Consider the following 17553-nt stretch of genomic DNA (forward strand, 5'->3'; position numbering starts at 1 on the left):
CCACGGCCCAGGTCACCACCCTGCGCCTGAAGTTGCTGAAGATCGGTGGCGTGGTGATCCGCAATACCCGGCGCGTCCGGCTGATGCTGAGTAGCCACTACCCCGACCAAGACCTCTTCCTCAAGCTGATCAAGAAACTGGTGCCGGGATGACCGGCAGGGTGCTGTCCCCGGCACGAGATAAACAATGGGGGTAGGGGGCAGTGCGTCTTGAAGGCGGGAAATCGATCAAAAAGTGAGCGATTCTCGCGCCATCCAGCATGAAGAGCTGGCCTGCTCACCCGCCAGGCCAAACTCGCGATACTGATGCAATATTCAGGCTAGGTGACCCGGCTAATGGACCAGGCCGTTGTCATCGTCGCCGGCGAAGCGGCGCTTGTTGCGATACGGATAGACGTCGATCACGCGGCCGTCGAGTATGGCTTGCTGCAGTCCCTTCCAGTAGTCGGCATCGAAGAGTTCCGGATGCAGCTGGAAGAAGAGCCTGCGAAGCCGCACGTCGGCGAACAGGAAGGGGCCGAATTCCTCGGGGAACACATCATTGGGTCCCACCGAGTACCAGGGCTCGTCGGCGAGTTCCTGCTCCGGATACATGGGCTCGGGGATGTGCCGGAAGTGGCACTCGGTGAGATAGGTGATCTCGTCGTAGTCGTAGAAGATCACCCGCCCGTGGCGAGTCACCCCGAAGTTCTTCAGCAGCATGTCACCGGGGAAGATATTGGCGGCGGCCATCTGCTTGATGGCGTTGCCGTAATCCTTGAGCACCGTCCGGATCTCCGCCTCGTCGCAGGTCTCCAGGTAGAGATTGAGCGGGGTCATCATGCGCTCGGTATAACAGTGCTTGATGATCACCTTGTCGCCGCGCAGATAGACGGTGGATGGCGCCACCTCGAGCAAATGCGCCAGGCACTCGGGATCGAAATGGTCCTGGCGGGCGATGAAGTTGGAGAATTCCTGGGTATCGGCCATGCGCCCTACCCTGTCGTGGCGCTTGACCAGGCGATACTTGTCGCGGACGTTCTCGGCGGTCATTTCCTTGCTCGGGTCGAAGCGGTCCTTGATGATCTTGAACACGGTGCGAAAGGAGGGCAGCACGAACACGGCCATGACCATGCCACGCACCCCCGGGGCAATGATGAACTGATCCTCCCGCCGGGCTACCTGGCGGTTCAGGGCGCGGAAGAACTCGGTCTTGCCGTGCTTGAAGAAGCCGATGGCGGCATACAGCTCGCCCTGGGGCTTGTCGGGCATCAGCTCCTGTAGGTAGTGCACGAACTCGCTGGGTACCACCACCTTGACCTGGAAGTAGGCGCGGGTGAAGGAGAAGATGATCGAGACCTCCTCGGGCTCGATCAGCAGCGTATCCAGGTGCAGCCCCTCGCCCTCGCGGTGCAGCACCGGCAGCACCAGCGGCACCTGTTCGCCGCCGCCCAGCACCCGCCCGACCAGGTAGGCGCCCTTGTTGCGATAGAAGACGCTCTTGATCAGCTCGATCTCGGCCTCGGGATCTTCCTGGATGGCCGCGGGCAGCAGCCGTCTCAGCACCTCGCTGCCGAGCTCGACGTCGCGCGCCAGGTCGACGAAGGGCGTCTCGAAGCGCGCCTCGCCGAGCGCCCAGGCGAGGCCCTCCGCCCAGTCTCCGCGCACCCGCCGCAGGCGACACAGTTCGAGGCCGGAATGGTGCGCCGCCCGCTCCCGGGAGCTGTAGACGAACATCCAGTCGTTGCGGATGTGGCGATGGTGAAACAGCGAACAGAACATCGAGTTGAAGAAGGTCTCGGCGAGTTCGTAGTCGAGCCGCTGATCGATCAGCTCGGCATAGTGCCCGCGGGCCTCCTGCCAGCACACGCAGTGGGTCAGCTGCTCGTCGTCGAGGGTGCGCCTGAGACGCACCAGGGTGTCCTGGACCTTCTCGTCGTAGAGGTCGATGCGCTCCGCCGAGGCCCGCTGGGCCTCGCGCCAGGCGGCATCGCGAAAACGCCGACTGGCGTCGTCGGTGATCTGCTTGAAGCGCGAGCGATATTCGTCGAAGCCGTGCAGCACCGTGGCGGCTAGGCGATAGGCGGGCGAATGCGACATGGTCGGGCTCCGGGCAACAGTCGCGTTCAGCATGCCGAATCGTGTCGCGCAAGACGAGCCGACCATGGTGGTGTCCCCCGCCGACCGTCGAGCTTATCCAGGCGAAAGGCGCCGGTGGCTCGAGGCTCCTGGCGAAAGGGGCGGCTTGCCCCTTGGCGAACCGCCGGCAAGCCCCCCACACTGTCGGGGCAGACTCGCGGCGTGCCGCGACGCGCCGACATGTCATGCCGCGCGTTTCGCGACGACGCTTGACGACCGATCCTAACGACCGACTTTCAAGACAAGGAAACACCCCATGACGATAGCCAAGGGCGACAAGATTCCCGACATCACCCTCAAGACCAACGGCGCCAAGGGCCCCGAGGACCTCTCTACCGGCGACTTCTTCGCCGGCCGGCGGGTGGTGCTCTTCGCCGTGCCCGGCGCCTTCACACCGGGCTGCTCCAACACCCACATGCCGGGCTTCGTGGTCAATGCCGACAAGCTTTCCGACAAGGGCGTGGATGCCATCGCCTGCATGGCGGTGAACGATGCCTTCGTGCTGGATGCCTGGCAGAAGGATCAGAACGCCCAGGCCATGACCATGCTGGCCGACGGCAACGCCGAGTTCACCCGCGCCCTGGGCATGGAGCTTGACGCCTCCGGCGGCGGCATGGGCCTGCGCTGCAAGCGCTTCGCCCTGATCGCCAACGACGGCGTGGTGGAGTACCTCGGCATCGACGAGAAGGGCGTCGAGGCGAGCAGCGCCGAGACCGTGCTGGCCAAGCTCTAGGCTCGAGCCCGCCAGGGGCGTGACAGCATGAGCGTGGCGTGAACGGGCACAGCCGGGATGACAGCGCGGCGCCGGGGGGCGACAATGGCGCCCCCTTGTCCCGGCCCCAATGCTCCGATGACGCCACCGCTCAGCCTTCTCTATCAGGATGACCACCTGGTCGCCGTGCACAAGCCGGCCGGCCTGCTGGTGCACCGCAGCGCGCTTGCCCGCGGCGAGCGCGAGTTCCTGCTGCAGCGCCTGCGCAACCAGCTGGGCCGGCGAGTCTACCCGGTGCACCGCCTGGATCGCCCCACCTCCGGGGTGATCGTCTTCGCCCTGAATCCCGAGATCGCGGCGTCGCTGCAGGCGGCCTTCACCGAGCGACGAGTCAGCAAGCGCTACCTGGCGGTGGTGCGCGGCGTCGGCCCGGCGCAGGAGCGCCTGGACTACCCGCTGCGCGAGGAGGATGGCCGCCGGCCCAAGGCGGAGATGCCCGCCATGGAAGCGGTGACCGAGGTCCGCCGGCTCGACAGCGTGGAGCTGCCGGTGCGCGTGGACCGCTACCCCCAGAGCCGCTATTCGCTGATGGAGGCGAGCCCCCTCACCGGCCGTCGCCACCAGATTCGCCGGCACCTCTCGCGGCGCGGCTACCCGATCATCGGCGATGCCAAGCACGGCAAGGGCAACCACAACCGCTTCTTCGCCGAGCAGCTGGCCTGTCCCCGCCTGCTGCTGGCCGCCGTGGGCCTGGCCCTCGATCATCCGGTCAGCGGTGAGCGCCTGGACCTCCACTGCCCGCTGGACGCCACCATGACGGCCCTCTTCGAACGATTCGGGTGGACCGGCCACCTGCCGATCCCGACCCGCTCCCCCTCTCAAGCGTGATGCCATGACCGATTCCGCCCCGCTCGCTTCGCCCTCTTCCGTTCCCGACGACTTCGAGGCCCGCTTCGGCGGCATCCGCCGGCTCTATGGCCGGCGAGCCGCCGAGCGCTTCCGCACCGCCCACGTGGTGGTGGTGGGCGTGGGCGGCGTGGGCAGCTGGACGGTGGAGGCGCTGGCGCGCTCGGGGATCGGCAAGCTGACGCTGATCGACCTGGACGACGTCTGCGTCTCCAACGTCAATCGCCAGCTGCACGCTCTGGACGGCACCATCGGTCGCCCCAAGGTGGAGGTGCTGGCCGAGCGCTGCCGAGCCATCCAGCCGGGCATCGAGGTGGTGGCCGACAGCGCCTTCGTGACGCCCACCAACCTGGCCCAGCGCATCCCCGAGGATGCCGATCAGCTGGTCGATGCCATCGACAGCGTGGTCGCCAAGGCGGCGCTGATCGCCTGGTGCAAGCGCCGCAAGCTGCCGATCGTGGTGACCGGCGCCGCCGGCGGCCAGACCGATCCCACCCGCATCCGGGTGGCCGACCTGACCCGCACCGAGCACGACCCGCTGCTGGCCAAGGTGCGTGCCCGTCTGCGCCGCGACTTCGGCTTCTCGCGCAATCCCAAGCGGCGCTTCTCGGTGGAGTGCGTCTACTCCGACGAGCAGCTGGTCTACCCGGGCAGCGACGGCGAGGTCTGCTTCCAGAAGCCCGGCGAGGGGGAGGCGACTCGGCTCGACTGCGCCTCGGGCTTCGGCGCGGCCACCTTCGTCACCGGCAGTTTCGGCTTCACCGCCGCCTCCCGAGTGCTTGGCCGGCTGGCGAAACAGGCCGCCGCCACCTCCTGAATCGTCCTTACTGATTCACCTTCCCGGTCATCACACCAGCAGAGGAACCGCTGCCATGGACAAGAAAGCCCCCCGCGGCATCTACCGCCACTACAAGGGTCCGCTCTACGAGGTGCTCGGGGTCGCCCGGCACAGCGAGACCGAGGAGCCGCTGGTGGTCTATCGCGCGCTCTACGGCGACTACGGGCTCTGGACGCGCCCGCTGGACATGTTCCTGGAGACCGTCGAGGTGCAGGGCGAGCCGGTGCCGCGCTTCGCCCTGGAAAAGGCCTTCCCGTAAGCCAGGCCCTCAGACGCGAAAGCGCCCCGTGGCAACAGGCCACGGGGCGCTTTGTGATCGGCTCGAGCCGTCGTAGCGAGAGCGTTACTCGTCGCCGGCTTCCTGCATCTGCTTCATCAGGTAGTTCTCGATACCGACCTTATCGATCAGACCCAGCTCGGTCTCGATATGATCGATGTGATCTTCCTCATCGGCGAGGATGTCGCGGAAGAGGTCGCGGCTGACGTAGTCCTTGACCTGCTCGCAGTAGGTGATCGCCTCGATGTAGTCCTGGCGGCCCTCGTGCTCGATCTTGAGGTCGCTTTCGAGCATCTCACGCACGTTCTCGCCGATGTGCAGCTTGCCCAGGTCCTGCAGGTTGGGAACGCCCTCGAGGAACAGGATCCGCTCGATCAGCTTGTCGGCGTGGTTCATCTCCTCGATGGACTCGTCGTACTCCCACTTGGCCAGCGCCTTCAGGCCCCAGTCCTTGTACATCTTGGCATGCAGGAAGTACTGGTTGATCGCCACCAGCTCGTTGCCGAGCGCAGTATTCAGGTGCTCGATGACCTTGCTGTCGCCTTTCATCTCATTACCTCGATCACGGTTGTCAGTACACGATTCCAGCTTGGCATGGGCGCGACGGCCTGGCTAGCCCGTGGCGTCACAGTGTAGACACCGCCAGAGATAACTCAATCAAATCATGGGCTTGTAAAAACAAAGGCGAACGATAGCGATTTATTTCACACGGCGTAAGCGAGCCATTCGGCGGCGTTATTCATCTCGGCCTTGATGGCCTCGCGGGTGATGTCCTTGCCCGTGCTGGCACACTTGCCGCACTGGGTCGCGCACCCCGTCTGCTGCTGGACCTCGCGCCAGCTGCGTGCGCCCTCCTCGACGGCGCCGCGAATTCGATGGTCGGTCACGTTCTTGCAGAGACACACGTACATGTCATCACCTCACGCTGATCATGAAGTGAATGTAAATGATTCGCATGGGTAACCGCAAGCGCCGTGCGGTGAAAATCTGATCGATATCAGGTTTTCTGGCCCGACGCTGCCGAGGCGCTCAGCGGGTCTTGGGCAGCACCACCACGCGGGTGCCGGAGACGATGTCCGGCCAGCTGCGCTTCTCGTCGTCGAAGAGGATCCACAGGTATCCGAGGCCGAAGGCCGCCAGCGAGACGGTCGCCACCAGGAAGCGCTGCAGCGCCTGGAAGGCGGTGATCGAGCAGCCATCGAGGGTCTGCACCCTGAGCCGCCAGGCCTGCATGCCCAGGGTCATGCCGCCCCGCGTCCAGAAGAAGGCGAAGAACACGAAGGCCCCGAGTGCCATCAGCAGGCGCAGGGAGAGCACCTGGGCGGCGCCCAGGCCGACCTGCTCGGCCGGCACCGCCAGCACCAGCCGCACCACCGCCAGGTGCAGCGCGGTGATGACGATCCAGATCGCCATCACCAGCAGGCCGTCGTAGAGCATGGCGCCCAGCCGCCGGCCGAGGTCGGCCGGCCAGACTTCATCGAGTCGATCGAAACGTCGCTGCATGAAAACCTCGTTCAGCCGGTACGGCGCAATAGGTACAGGCCCACCCCGGCACACAGCAGGGTCGGCGCTAGCACCGCCCAGGCCGGCGAGAAGCCGAACACCGTCGACGCCGGCCCCAGCAGGTCCTGAAGGTACTTGAAGGAGAGGCCGACGATCACCCCGTAGAAGACCCGGGTGCCGGCGGCCACGGTGCGCAGGGGACCGAACACGAAGGAGGCCGCCACCAGCACCAGCGAGGCCATGGTCAGCGGCATCAGCATCTTCTGCCAGAAATAGAGCAGTGGCTGGGTCGCCTGCTGTCCCTGCTCGCGCAGATAGCGAGCGTAGTTCCACAGCTCGCTGGGGGCCTGAGTCTCGACGTCGCGCAGCAGCCGGTCGAGCTGCGCGGGGGTCATGCTCGTCTCCCAGGGCAGGGTATCGTGGTGCCGAGCCTCGGTGCGCCCCTCGTCGAAACGGGTCACGGCGACCTGCCTGAGCTGCCAGTGATCATCCTGCCAGACCGCCTGGCGGGCGCTCAGCGCCTCGGTGAGCGTGCGGCCCTCGAAGCGATAGCGGGTCAGGTCGAGCACGGTGTCGTCGGCGCGGATGGCGCCGAAGCGATAGACGTCGTCCCCCTCGCGCTGCCAGCCGCCCCGCTGGGTGAGCAGCGCCCCCTCGCCCTGCATCTGCTCGAGGCGCCAGGCGCTGGCGAACTGCTCTGTGCGCGGGCTGACGAACTCGGCGATGGTCAGCACCACCAGAATGACCAGGATGATCGGCTTCATCACCCCCCAGAGGATGCGCACCAGGGAGCGACCGGCGGCGCGCATCACGGTCAGCTCATTGCTCGAGGCCATGCTGCCCAGGCCAATCAGCGCACCGATCAGCACCCCCACCGGCGCATACTGATAGAAGCGCCAGGGCAGGCGCATCAGCAGGTAGAACAGCACCTGGAGGGCGCCGTAGTCGCCCTCGACGTCGCCGAGGTCGTTGATGTAGGTGATCACCAGGTCCAACCCCAGCAGAACGACCTGCACGACGAGGATGGCGCCCAGCACGTTGCGGGCGATGTAGCGATCGAGACGGTCGGTAATCATCCGCTCATTCCCTTGCGCTGGGCCCTGGCCATCATGGCCAGGCCAATGGCCAGAAAGCCGCCGTGGATCGGCCACATCCCGATCGCCACCGGCCAGCTGCCGCGGCCGATGGCGTCCAACGCCGCCAGCAGCAGGCTGAGGTAGGCCACGTAGAGGAAGATCGCCGGCAGCAGCTTGGAGAAGCGCCCCTGGCGCGGATTGACCCGCGACAGCGGCATGGCCAGCAGGGTCAGGATAAAGACCATCAGCGGCAGGCCGAGGCGCCACTGCAACTGGGCCATGGCCGGCAGTGCCTCGGCGCCGAACAGTGCGGCGGTGGTGGCGTACTCGGGGGAATCGAGTTCGGGGCTCTGGGCGGCCCCGGAGAGACGCACGGCGTAGGTGCCGAACTCGAGGCGCTCGGCCTCGGCGCGGCCGGGGTCGACGCTGTAGCGCTCGCCCTCTTCCAGTACCAGGAAACGGCTGCCGGTCTCCTCATCGACGGTCTGATAGCCACTTCGCGCCCGGGTCACCACGCTTTCGGGGGTCGTGTCGCTGCGCGACTGGCGCTCGCTGATGAAGACCTCCTGCATACGCGTGCCGTCGTCGTTGAAGCCCTCGGTGTAGGCCGTGCGACCGCCGCCGAAGTCCTGGAAGCGTCCCGGCGCCAAGGCCGTGAAGTCGAGCTGGCTGCGCTGCTCCTCGAGCATTACCTCGTTGTGCAGAGCGCCCGCCGGGGTCAGCCACAGGCTGCAGATGCCGACCAGAATCGCCACCAGAGTCGCCGGCACCAGGCTGACCTGCAGCAGGCGATGGGGACTCGTGCCGCAGGCCACCAGCACGGTGATCTCGCTGTTGAGATAGAGCTGCCCGTAGGCCAGCAGGATGCCCAGGAAGAAGGCCAGCGGCAGAATCAGCTCGAGAAAGCCCGGCAGGTGAAAGAGCATCAACGTGCCGAGGATGCTCACCGGGATCTCCCCTTCCGCCGCGTTGGAGAAGTAGCGGATGAAGCGGCTGCCCATGATCACCAGCAATAAAACGCCGGCCACGGCGGACATGGTCAGCAGGATTTCGCGGGTCAGGTAACGGAATATGATCAACGTTGTCTCCTGGCTGGACACCCCCTGGTGCCCGGCCATCTTCCATGCAATGACGCCTTGCCTTGGGTACACTGGAATGACTCGGCAACGTGCCGGCATTATCCAGAATCCCCCATCGCTTGTAACCCCAAAGCTTGTCTTGTGGAGACTCCATGGAATTCCCCGTTCAGACGGCCAATCCCGCCAAGGTCGAGACGGCCTGTCTCGTGGTCCCGGTATTCAAGGACGGTGAGCTGTTGCCCGCCGCCGCCAAGCTCGACAACGCCAGCGAGCGGCTGATCGGCCAACTGATCGAGCGCGGCGATTTCGAGGCCACGCTCGGCAATGTCCTGATGGTGCCCTTCGCCCCGGGCCTCAACACGGACCGACTGATGCTGGTGGGACTGGGCGAGCGCGGCAAGTGCCAGGAAGGCGCCTTCCGCAAGGCCGTGGACGCCGTCTTTACCGCGATCGCGCCGCTGCCCGCCGAGGACGTCGCCGTGGCCTTCACCGACGTGCCGGTCGCCGACCGCGGCTGCGACTGGAAGGCCCGCATGGTCGCCGAGGCCACCCATCGCGCCGTCTACCGCTTCGACGACTTCAAGTCCGAGAAGGCGCCCGCCCCGAGCCTGGAGAAGGTCACCCTGCTGATCAGCGAGCAGGGTGACGCCGACGCGGCCCGCCGGGGTGCGCACGTGGGTGATGCCATCGGCCAGGGCGTGGCCACCACCCGCACCCTGGGCAACCTGCCGGGCAACGTCTGCACGCCGAGCTACCTGGCCGAGCGCGCCGAGCGGCTGGCCGCCGAATCCGGCGGCGAGCTGACCGCCGAGATCCTCGACGAGGCGGCGCTGGAAGAACTCGGCGCCCACAGCCTGCTTTCCGTGGGTCGCGGCAGCGCCGAGCCCTCGCGGCTGATCGTCATGCGCTACCAGGGCGCCGAGGAGGCCGACGAGGCTCCCCACGTGCTGGTCGGCAAGGGCATCACCTTCGACACCGGCGGCATTTCGCTCAAGCCCGGCGAAGGCATGGACGAGATGAAGTTCGACATGTGCGGCGCCGCCAGCGTGTTCGGCACCGTCACCTCTGTGCTCGCCATCAAGCCCAGGATCAACCTGGTGGCCATCGTCGCCGCCGCCGAGAACATGCCCGACGGCCGCGCCACCAAGCCCGGCGACATCATCCAGACGCTCAAGGGCCTCTCCGTCGAGGTGCTCAACACCGACGCCGAGGGCCGCCTGGTGCTGTGCGACGCCCTGACCTACGCCGAGCGCTTCGAGCCGGCCAGCGTCGTCGACATCGCCACCCTGACCGGCGCGGCGATCATCGCCCTGGGCCACCACGCCACCGGCCTGCTGTCCAACGATGACGACCTAGCGCTGGACATCCTGGACGCCGGCGAGACCGCCTGGGACCGCGCCTGGCACCTGCCGCTGTGGGACGAGTACCAGGAGCAGCTCTCCTCCAACTTCGCCGACCTGGCGAACATCGGCGGCCGCCCGGCCGGCACCATCACCGCCGCCTGCTTCCTCTCTCGCTTCGCCGACAAGTTCCCCTGGGCGCACCTGGACATCGCCGGCACGGCCTGGACCTCCGGCAAGCAGAAGGGGGCCAGCGGTCGTCCCGTCGGCCTTCTGACCCAGTACCTGCTGGACCGCGAGGCCGACGGCGAGGTCGAGGTCGCGGACGACTGATCGCCGCCAACGGGGTTGCCTTTTCCCCACGCGGACCTTTTCATGTGAGGTGACGACTTTCATGCACCGGGCCCTTGCCGGCCCGGTTCCCTTTTTCGTGCCGAGGGCGCCCGACGGCGCCCCGCCAGAAGCGGAGACCCCTCGCCGTGTCCACCGAACGCTTTTCCGTGCTGTCCACGACCCAGCCGACCGCGCCGCAGATCCGTGAACAGATCCTCGCCAACCCCGGCTTCGGTCGCTACTTCACCGATCACATGGCCCATGTGCGCTGGACCCTCGACGACGGCTGGCATGGCCACGAGGTGCGCCCCTACGGTCCGCTGACCCTGGATCCCGCCGCCGCCGTGCTCCATTACGGCCAGGAGATCTTCGAGGGGGTCAAGGCCTACCGCCACGCCGACGGCTCTGTCTGGACCTTCCGCCCCGAGAAGAACGCCGAGCGCTTCCGGCGCAGCGCGCGTCGCCTGGCGCTGCCGGAACTCTCCGATGAGGACTTCATCGACTCGCTCAAGGCGCTGCTGGCCAGTGACCAGGCCTGGGTGCCCACCCCGACCGACGAGACCGACGAGTCGAGCCTCTACCTTCGCCCCTTCATGATCGCCAGCGAAACCTTCCTCGGCGTGCGCCCCTCCCACGAGGTCGACTACTACGTCATCGCCTCGCCGGCGGCGGCCTACTTCCAGGGCGGCGTGAAGCCGGTCTCGATCTGGCTCTCCTCGCACTACAAGCGCGCCGCCGCGGGCGGTACCGGCTTCGCCAAGTGCGGCGGCAACTACGCCGCTTCGCTGGCCGCCCAGAAGGAAGCCGCGGCCCACGACTGCAGCCAGGTCGCCTTCCTCGACGCCGCCGAGAACACGTGGATCGAGGAGCTGGGCGGCATGAACCTGTTCTTCGTCTTCAAGGACGGCCGCATCGTCACCCCGCGCCTCACCGACACCATCCTCGAGGGCGTGACCCGCGACTCGGTGCTGACCCTGGCCGGCGACGAGGGGCTGACACCGGAGGAGCGGCCGATCAGCATCGACGAGTGGCGCGAGGGCGCGGCCTCCGGCGAGATCACCGAGGTCTTCGCCTGCGGCACCGCCGCGGTGATCACCCCGGTGGGCGAGCTGGTCACCGAGGACGGCAGCATCCGCCTGGCCGCCGAGGGCGACAACGAGGTGGCCAAGCGCCTGCGCACCCGCCTGCTCGACCTGCAGTACGGCCGCAGCGAAGACACCCGCGGCTGGCTGACCCGACTCGCCTGAACCCCGACAACCGTGCGCTGACCGCCGGGGGCAGGACATAGCGAGGGTCCTTTGCCATGGAGGGCAAAGGTAGCGCCCAGGGATGGGTTCACAGCGCCCTCGCGGGGTCCTGCCGCCGGCGAGTCCGGCACCCTGAAGCTGAGGACACTTTCCCGGCACGGGCAAGCGAGCACCAGTCCCCTTCGAGATCCCATGACCCGCATCGACTTCTACATCCTGCCCGACACCACCCTGGAGGCCCGCTTCGGCTTCGCCTGCCGGCTGGCCGAAACGATCTACCGCAAGGGCTACCGACTGCACCTGCACGCCGAGGACGAGGCCATGGCCCGCGAACTCGACGACCGGCTCTGGACCTTCCGTCCCGACGCCTACCTTCCCCACGCCATGCTGGGCAGCGACCAGGAGGCGACGGTGCCGGTGACCATCGGCTGGGAGGGCCCGCCGGAGCCCGGCGCTCAGGCGCTGCTCAACCTGCACCCGGGCATCCCCGAGTGGTTCTCGCGCTTCGAGCGGGTCGCCGAGATCATCAACCAGCACCAGGACGTGCTCACTGCCAAACGCGAGTGCTGGCAGACCTACAAGAAGCGCGGCTACCCGGTCACCCCGCACCACCTGCGCGGCCAGGGCTGAGCCGCCTCGCCCATGACGCCGGCCCGCTCGGCAGGCTATAATCGAGCCCATTTTTCGCGCCCTGCGGCGCCGCCAAGACGCGGCTTGCCGTGCCTCGACGCCACCCTGAACAGCCGGAAGCCCCCATGGACAAGACCTACCAACCCGAGCAGATCGAAACCCGCTGGTACGAGCGCTGGGAGGCCGACAACCGCTTCGCCCCCGCAGGCGAGGGCGAGCCCTTCTCCATCATGATCCCGCCGCCCAACGTCACCGGCAGCCTGCACATGGGCCACGCCTTCCAGGACACCATCATGGACACCCTGACCCGCTGGCGGCGGATGCAGGGGCGCAACACCCTGTGGCAGATCGGCACCGACCACGCCGGCATCGCCACCCAGATGCTGGTCGAGCGCAAGGTCGCCGCGGAAGAGGGCAAGAGCCGCCACGATCTCGGGCGCGAGGCCTTCACCGACAAGATCTGGGAGTGGAAGCAGGAGTCCGGCGGCGAGATCACCCGTCAGCTGCGCCGCATGGGGGCCAGCGTCGACTGGAGCCGCGAACGCTTCACCATGGACGACGGCTTCTACAAGGCCGTGCAGGAGGTCTTCGTCCGCCTCCATGAAGACGACCTGATCTACCGCGGCAAGCGGCTGGTCAACTGGGACCCGACCCTGCACACCGCCATCTCCGACCTGGAGGTGGAGAACCGCGACCAGCAGGGCAGCTTCTGGCACTTCCGCTACCCGCTGGCCGACGGCGTCACCACCGACGCGGGCCTCGGCTACCTGGTGGTCGCCACCACCCGCCCCGAGACCCTGCTCGGCGACAGCGCCGTGGCGGTCAACCCCGAGGATCCGCGCTACGCCTCGCTGGTCGGCAAGTTCGTCGAACTGCCGCTGGTCGGCCGTCGCATCCCAGTGGTGGCCGACGAGCACGCCGACATGGAGAAAGGCTCGGGCTGCGTGAAGATCACCCCGGCCCACGACTTCAACGACTACGAGGTCGGCAAGCGCTGCGGGCTTCCGCTGATCAACGTCTTCACCCAGGACGCCGCCGTCCTCGAGCGCGCCGAGGTCTTCGACCTCCAGGGCCGGCCGCTTGCCGACGTCGATCCGAGCCTGCCCACCGCCTACGCGGGCCTGGGTCGCTTCGAGGCCCGTGAGCGCATCGTCGCCGACATGGACGCCGCCGGCCTGCTCGAGCAGGTGGAGACGGTCAGCAACACCCTGCCCTACGGCGATCGCTCCGGCGACGTCATCGAGCCGCTGCTCACCGACCAGTGGTTCGTCGCCGTGGAGGAGCTGGCCAAGCCGGCCATCGAGGCCGTCGAGAACGGCGACATCGAGTTCGTGCCGAAGAACTACGAGAACATGTACTTCGCCTGGATGCGCGACCTCCAGGACTGGTGCATCTCGCGCCAGCTCTGGTGGGGCCACCGCATCCCCGCCTGGTACGACGCCGAGGGCAATGTCTACGTGGCCAGGAGCGAGGCCGAGGCCCGCGAGAAGCACGGCCTGCCCGCCGACCTCGAACTGACTCAGGACGAGGACGTGCTGGACACCTGGTTCAGCTCCGGGCTCTGGACCTTCGGTACCTTGGGCTGGCCCGAGCAGACCCCGGAACTGGCCACCTTCCACCCGACGAGCGTGCTGGTCACCGGCTTCGACATCATCTTCTTCTGGGTCGCCCGGATGATCATGATGACGCTCAAGTTCACCGGCGAAGTGCCCTTCCGGCAGGTCTACGTGCACGGCCTGGTGCGCGACGGCCAGGGCCAGAAGATGTCCAAGTCCAAGGGCAACGTGCTCGATCCCATCGACCTGATCGACGGCATCTCCCTCGACACCCTGGTGGACAAGCGCACCGGCAACATGATGCAGCCGCAGAAGGCCAAGGCGATCGCCAAGGCCACCCGCGCCGAGTTCCCCGAGGGCATCGAGCCCCACGGCACCGACGCCCTGCGCTTCACCTTCCTCTCCCAGGCCACCACCGGGCGCGACATCAAGTTCGACATGGGCCGCCTGGACGGCTACCGCAACTTCTGCAACAAGCTGTGGAACGCCTCGCGCTACGTGCTGATGAACGCCGAGGGCCAGGACACCGGCCTTGAACTTGGAAACAAAAGCGACGGCGAGGTCGAGCTGTCGCTGGCCGACCGCTGGATCGTCTCGCGCCTGCAGCAGACCGAGACCCAGGTGACCCGGGCGATGGAGGAGTTCCGCTTCGACCACGCCTCCCAGGCGCTCTATGACTTCGTCTGGAACGAGTACTGCGACTGGTACCTGGAGCTCTCCAAGCCGGTGCTGTGGGACGAGGGCGCCAGCGCCGCGGCCAAGCGCGGTACCCGCCAGACCCTGGTGCGGGTGCTCGAGGCGATCCTGCGCCTGGCCCACCCGATGATGCCCTTCATCTCCGAGGAGATCTGGCAGCGCGTCGCGCCGCTGGCCGGCACCCTCTCGGCCGAGGGCGGCTCAGAAGAGAGCGGCTCGATCATGAACCAGCCCTGGCCGCTGGCCGACGAGACCCTGGTCGACGAACGCGCGACCCGCGACATCGAGTGGCTCAAGGGCGTGATCGTGGCCGTGCGCAACATCCGCGCCGAGATGAACATCGCCCCGGGAAAGCCGCTGGAGGCGCTGCTCACCAAGGGCGGGCCGGAAGACGCCGAGCGCCTGGCGGCCAACCGCCTGTTCCTCTCCAAGCTGGCCAAGCTAGAGCGCGTCGAGTGGCTCGACGACCCCGCCAAGGCGCCGCTCTCGGCGACCCAGCTGGTCGGCGAGATGGAGGTGCTGGTACCCATGGCCGACCTGATCGACAAGGACGCCGAACTGGCGCGCCTGGCCAAGGAGATCGACAAGCAGGAGAAGCTGATCGGCGGCATCGAGAAGAAGCTCGGCAACGAGAGCTTCGTCGCCAAGGCGCCGGCCGCAGTGGTCGAGAAGGAGCGCGCCAAGCTCGCCGACTTCGAGGCCGCGCGCCGGCTGCTGGTCGAGCAGCGCGCGAAGATCGAAGCGCTCTGATAAGGCAAGCCACAACCCAACGGGTCGCGATCCCACGGAGCGCGACCCCAGACGGCAAAGGGGCCGGGCGCTAAGCGCCCGGCCCCTTTCGTTGTGCAACGCCTGGGATCACAGTCCGCGGAAGCTCTCCCACAGCGCCGGCACGCCCGGGAACATCCCGATGCCCGCCATCACCGTGCAGAGGACCGCGAACACCACGCCGGGGATGATCCAGCGCCCCATGTGGCCCAGCTCCTTGCCACGCTCCTTGCAGCCGATCAGCCCGAGATTGTCCAGCAGCACCGTCAGCGACCAGCCGAACACCGGATTGACCAGCGCGGAGGAGAAGATCACCACCGCCGCGGACTGGGTGGTCTTGCCCTTGCGGGTCATCTGCATGCCCGCCTCCAGCAGCGGCACGTAGACCCCGACCATCAGCGCTACGCTGAGCACCGGCTGCCACACCGCCAGGTCCATCGGATAGCCCCAGAGGGCGGCCACCACGCACAGCAGGCCGGTCAGCACCGCCCCAGCGGGGATCGGGCGACGGGCGATCGCCGCCGGCACGATGTAGGTGCCCCAGGAGGAGCTGATGTTGCCACCGCCCAGGAGGCTGCCGGCCACCTGGCGGGCCGAGGCGGTGACCATGGTGTCGTCCATGTTCATCACCACCCGGTCGGTCTTCGGCGGGTAGTTGAGCTGCTGGAAGACCCGATGACCGACGAAGTCCGGCGACCACATGGCCACCGCCAGCACCGCGAAGGGCGCCACGGCGACGAAGTGATGGAAGGACGGCAGGCCCAGCTGCCAGCCGGTGTCTTCTCCCCACCAGTAAAGCGGGTTCAGGTTGGGCATCCCCGGCTCGGTGGTGAACTCGAAGGGCGCGCCCATCGCGAACGACAGCACGCCGGCCAGCAGGGCCCCCAGCGGAATCGCCAGCCAGCGCATCTGGACGTGCTCCAGATAGGCGTACATGAGGATCGTGGCGATGATCACCACGAACGCCAGGTAGGCCATGTCGAAGCCTTCGGCCCAGGCGAACAGGCTCTCGATCTGGCCGCTGATGCCAATGAAGCCCAGGTAGAGCAGCAGGCCGCCGCAGACCCCGTTGCCGGTCAGCCGGGCCAGCAGGCTGCCGCCCTTGCTGATGCCCAGCAAAAAGCCCAGACCGCCGATCATCAGGCCCAGCGCCATGGGGTGTCCGCCCGAGGCCACGATCAGCGGCACCAGCGGGATCAAGGGCCCGTGGGTGCCGGCCAGATTGCTGGTCGGATTGAGGAAGCCCGAGACCAGCACCACGAACAGCACCGCGGCGATCAGCATCTCGTAGCGGACGTTCTCGATGACGAACTCGTCGGAGAGGCCAAGCTGGCCGGCGAAGGCGGCGACGATGGCGGCGACCATCACGATCTTGCCGATGGTGGCCGCCATGGCCGGCACCCAGTCCTCGATTTCGAAGCGGTAGTCGCGCCCCGGCAGGTTGGGGCGCCAGCGCCGCGGCGCCATGCTCTGCAGCTCATGCTCCAGGTAGTCGGCCCGGGAGGCGAAGGCCGAGCGTGGCTTGCGGCGTTGGCGATACTCGTCGTGGGTGTCGGTCATGGGCTCACTTGCGGGTGGAGACAGAGAATGGCGAAAAAAAGCTCGCCCACTTGTCCTTCCCCAAGATAATTCCAAGGGTATCCGTACGATAATGTGGGATATGGCGAGTTGAAGAGAGCTATAGCGGGCCGGGTTAGTGAAATGGTGATTTCAAAATGACGGCGCGCAAGCAGCTCTGCCGGTAGCTCGCTTAAGGAGCTGGCCGAGAGGCTGGCTCTTCACTCTTTCCAGCTCTTCGTAAGCCTCTGCCACTTGACTGCTCCCCAGGCTCGCAGCCAGCACCAGCCACTCCACAGCAAGATGCCCGACATCCCGGTGGCGACGAGCGCCTCGATAAGGCTCAGCGAGGTGCGGCCGGAAACGTATGTGGCAACTCCAACGCCAAGGGCGAGCAAAATCATGGCGGCGTAGAACAGGGTCTCTCGGGTTCGCCGCTCCCGCTCTGCCTGAATCGCTCGGTCCTCGGCATAGTTGTGACCGCAATTCCCGCACATGACCGGATTCACGGCTGAGATAGGCCATTCGCAGATTTTGCAGGGCTGAAGGTTGGGGCTGTCAGCGGAAGGCTGGTAGGTGTCGGGTCCCGTGTGATTGACCACCCGCTTGGTAAATAACTCAGGTCGCTTGGCCTGCCATTCCTTCATCACCGCAATCGGTGATTGATGGTGCAGCGCCTTCTGGGGAATGTGGTGATTGTATAGCCACGTATAGCGTTTCAGCGTCTGCTCCAGATCTTCTCCTGAGGTATAGCGCCTTGTCGCTAGCACATCGCTGATGCGGCCATTGAAGCGCTCCACCATGCCGTTCGTCTGCGGCCTTCCCGGCTTGATCAGACGATGTTCGATACCATCGGCCTGGCACTCTTGGTCAAATGCATGGTTCCCGCTGGGCTTTCGCTCACCGGCCCGAGTGAAG

16 protein-coding genes and 1 pseudogene are annotated in these 17553 nt (G+C 66.7%); 9 read left to right on the plus strand and 8 right to left on the minus strand.

The window, feature by feature from the left end:
• Positions 1-152, plus strand: a 152-nt coding sequence (locus BM388_RS16035) for a transposase (RefSeq protein ID WP_175535131.1), incomplete at its 5' end; no start/stop codon positions are given.
• Between the two features lie 180 nt (positions 153-332).
• Here the strand turns inward: BM388_RS16035 and aceK are convergent.
• Positions 333-2078, minus strand: coding sequence for a bifunctional isocitrate dehydrogenase kinase/phosphatase (gene aceK / locus BM388_RS16040; protein ID WP_089852008.1), 1746 nt, complete (start codon positions 2076-2078; stop codon positions 333-335).
• Positions 2079-2373: 295 nt separating this feature from the next.
• Between aceK and BM388_RS16045 the strand changes: the two genes are divergently transcribed.
• The 4 genes from BM388_RS16045 to BM388_RS16060 all read left to right on the plus strand — a co-directional run bounded on the left by BM388_RS16045 (position 2374) and on the right by BM388_RS16060 (position 4832).
• The gene (locus BM388_RS16045) at positions 2374-2850 is read left to right on the plus strand and encodes a peroxiredoxin (RefSeq protein ID WP_089852009.1); all 477 of its coding nucleotides are present in this window, start codon (positions 2374-2376) and stop codon (positions 2848-2850) included.
• Between the two features lie 117 nt (positions 2851-2967).
• Positions 2968-3717, plus strand: a complete 750-nt coding sequence (locus tag BM388_RS16050; protein ID WP_089852010.1) for a pseudouridine synthase — start codon at positions 2968-2970, stop codon at positions 3715-3717.
• A gap of 4 nt (positions 3718-3721) precedes the next feature.
• Positions 3722-4552, plus strand: coding sequence for a tRNA cyclic N6-threonylcarbamoyladenosine(37) synthase TcdA (tcdA, locus tag BM388_RS16055; RefSeq protein WP_089852012.1), 831 nt, complete (start codon positions 3722-3724; stop codon positions 4550-4552).
• Positions 4553-4607: 55 nt separating this feature from the next.
• Positions 4608-4832: a DUF1653 domain-containing protein gene (locus BM388_RS16060; RefSeq protein ID WP_089852014.1), complete on the plus strand. Its 225-nt coding sequence runs from the start codon at positions 4608-4610 to the stop codon at positions 4830-4832.
• A gap of 84 nt (positions 4833-4916) precedes the next feature.
• Here the strand turns inward: BM388_RS16060 and bfr are convergent, their stop codons facing one another.
• The 5 genes from bfr to lptF all read right to left on the minus strand — a co-directional run bounded on the left by bfr (position 4917) and on the right by lptF (position 8508).
• On the minus strand, positions 4917-5399 hold the full coding sequence (gene bfr / locus BM388_RS16065; RefSeq protein ID WP_089852016.1) for a bacterioferritin: 483 nt from the start codon (positions 5397-5399) through the stop codon (positions 4917-4919).
• Between the two features lie 155 nt (positions 5400-5554).
• A complete protein-coding gene (locus BM388_RS16070; protein ID WP_089852017.1) occupies positions 5555-5761 on the minus strand; it encodes a (2Fe-2S)-binding protein in 207 nt (68 codons plus the stop codon).
• A 118-nt stretch (positions 5762-5879) separates the two neighbouring features.
• On the minus strand, positions 5880-6353 hold the full coding sequence (locus tag BM388_RS16075; RefSeq protein WP_089852019.1) for an RDD family protein: 474 nt from the start codon (positions 6351-6353) through the stop codon (positions 5880-5882).
• A gap of 11 nt (positions 6354-6364) precedes the next feature.
• On the minus strand, positions 6365-7429 hold the full coding sequence (gene lptG, locus BM388_RS16080) for an LPS export ABC transporter permease LptG (RefSeq protein WP_089852021.1): 1065 nt from the start codon (positions 7427-7429) through the stop codon (positions 6365-6367).
• On the minus strand, positions 7426-8508 hold the full coding sequence (gene lptF, locus BM388_RS16085; protein WP_175535132.1) for an LPS export ABC transporter permease LptF: 1083 nt from the start codon (positions 8506-8508) through the stop codon (positions 7426-7428). Before lptF ends, lptG begins: the two co-directional genes overlap by 4 nt.
• Positions 8509-8660: 152 nt before the next feature.
• Between lptF and BM388_RS16090 the strand changes: the two genes are divergently transcribed.
• From BM388_RS16090 to BM388_RS16105, 4 genes are all read left to right on the plus strand, one after another.
• A complete protein-coding gene (locus tag BM388_RS16090; protein WP_089852025.1) occupies positions 8661-10181 on the plus strand; it encodes a leucyl aminopeptidase in 1521 nt (506 codons plus the stop codon).
• A 146-nt stretch (positions 10182-10327) separates the two neighbouring features.
• Positions 10328-11428, plus strand: coding sequence for a branched-chain amino acid aminotransferase (locus BM388_RS16095; protein WP_089852026.1), 1101 nt, complete (start codon positions 10328-10330; stop codon positions 11426-11428).
• 192 nt (positions 11429-11620) lie between these two features.
• Complete coding sequence (locus BM388_RS16100; RefSeq protein ID WP_089852027.1) at positions 11621-12058, plus strand: DNA polymerase III subunit chi; 438 nt, start codon at positions 11621-11623, stop codon at positions 12056-12058.
• A 125-nt stretch (positions 12059-12183) separates the two neighbouring features.
• A complete protein-coding gene (locus BM388_RS16105; protein ID WP_089852029.1) occupies positions 12184-15060 on the plus strand; it encodes a valine--tRNA ligase in 2877 nt (958 codons plus the stop codon).
• Between the two features lie 108 nt (positions 15061-15168).
• Here the strand turns inward: BM388_RS16105 and BM388_RS16110 are convergent, their stop codons facing one another.
• Together BM388_RS16110 and BM388_RS16115 are read right to left on the minus strand one after the other, a co-directional pair.
• A complete protein-coding gene (locus BM388_RS16110; RefSeq protein ID WP_089852031.1) occupies positions 15169-16638 on the minus strand; it encodes a DUF3360 family protein in 1470 nt (489 codons plus the stop codon).
• A gap of 575 nt (positions 16639-17213) precedes the next feature.
• Positions 17214-17553 (minus strand): annotated as a pseudogene (locus BM388_RS16115) (integrase core domain-containing protein); the annotation flags it as partial.

Origin of the sequence: Halomonas saccharevitans, assembly GCF_900116405.1 — a bacterium.
GTDB lineage: Bacteria > Pseudomonadota > Gammaproteobacteria > Pseudomonadales > Halomonadaceae > Halomonas > Halomonas saccharevitans.

Coding starts and splice junctions, on each gene's coding strand:
- BM388_RS16045 (WP_089852009.1), top strand. CDS start 2,374: ATGACGATAGCCAAGGGCGACAAGATTCCCGACATCACCCTCAAGACC.
- bfr (WP_089852016.1), bottom strand. CDS start 5,399: ATGAAAGGCGACAGCAAGGTCATCGAGCACCTGAATACTGCGCTCGGC.
- BM388_RS16075 (WP_089852019.1), bottom strand. CDS start 6,353: ATGCAGCGACGTTTCGATCGACTCGATGAAGTCTGGCCGGCCGACCTC.
- BM388_RS16070 (WP_089852017.1), bottom strand. CDS start 5,761: ATGTACGTGTGTCTCTGCAAGAACGTGACCGACCATCGAATTCGCGGC.
- tcdA (WP_089852012.1), top strand. CDS start 3,722: ATGACCGATTCCGCCCCGCTCGCTTCGCCCTCTTCCGTTCCCGACGAC.
- BM388_RS16110 (WP_089852031.1), bottom strand. CDS start 16,638: ATGACCGACACCCACGACGAGTATCGCCAACGCCGCAAGCCACGCTCG.
- BM388_RS16060 (WP_089852014.1), top strand. CDS start 4,608: ATGGACAAGAAAGCCCCCCGCGGCATCTACCGCCACTACAAGGGTCCG.
- BM388_RS16105 (WP_089852029.1), top strand. CDS start 12,184: ATGGACAAGACCTACCAACCCGAGCAGATCGAAACCCGCTGGTACGAG.
- BM388_RS16090 (WP_089852025.1), top strand. CDS start 8,661: ATGGAATTCCCCGTTCAGACGGCCAATCCCGCCAAGGTCGAGACGGCC.
- BM388_RS16050 (WP_089852010.1), top strand. CDS start 2,968: ATGACGCCACCGCTCAGCCTTCTCTATCAGGATGACCACCTGGTCGCC.
- lptG (WP_089852021.1), bottom strand. CDS start 7,429: ATGATTACCGACCGTCTCGATCGCTACATCGCCCGCAACGTGCTGGGC.
- aceK (WP_089852008.1), bottom strand. CDS start 2,078: ATGTCGCATTCGCCCGCCTATCGCCTAGCCGCCACGGTGCTGCACGGC.
- BM388_RS16100 (WP_089852027.1), top strand. CDS start 11,621: ATGACCCGCATCGACTTCTACATCCTGCCCGACACCACCCTGGAGGCC.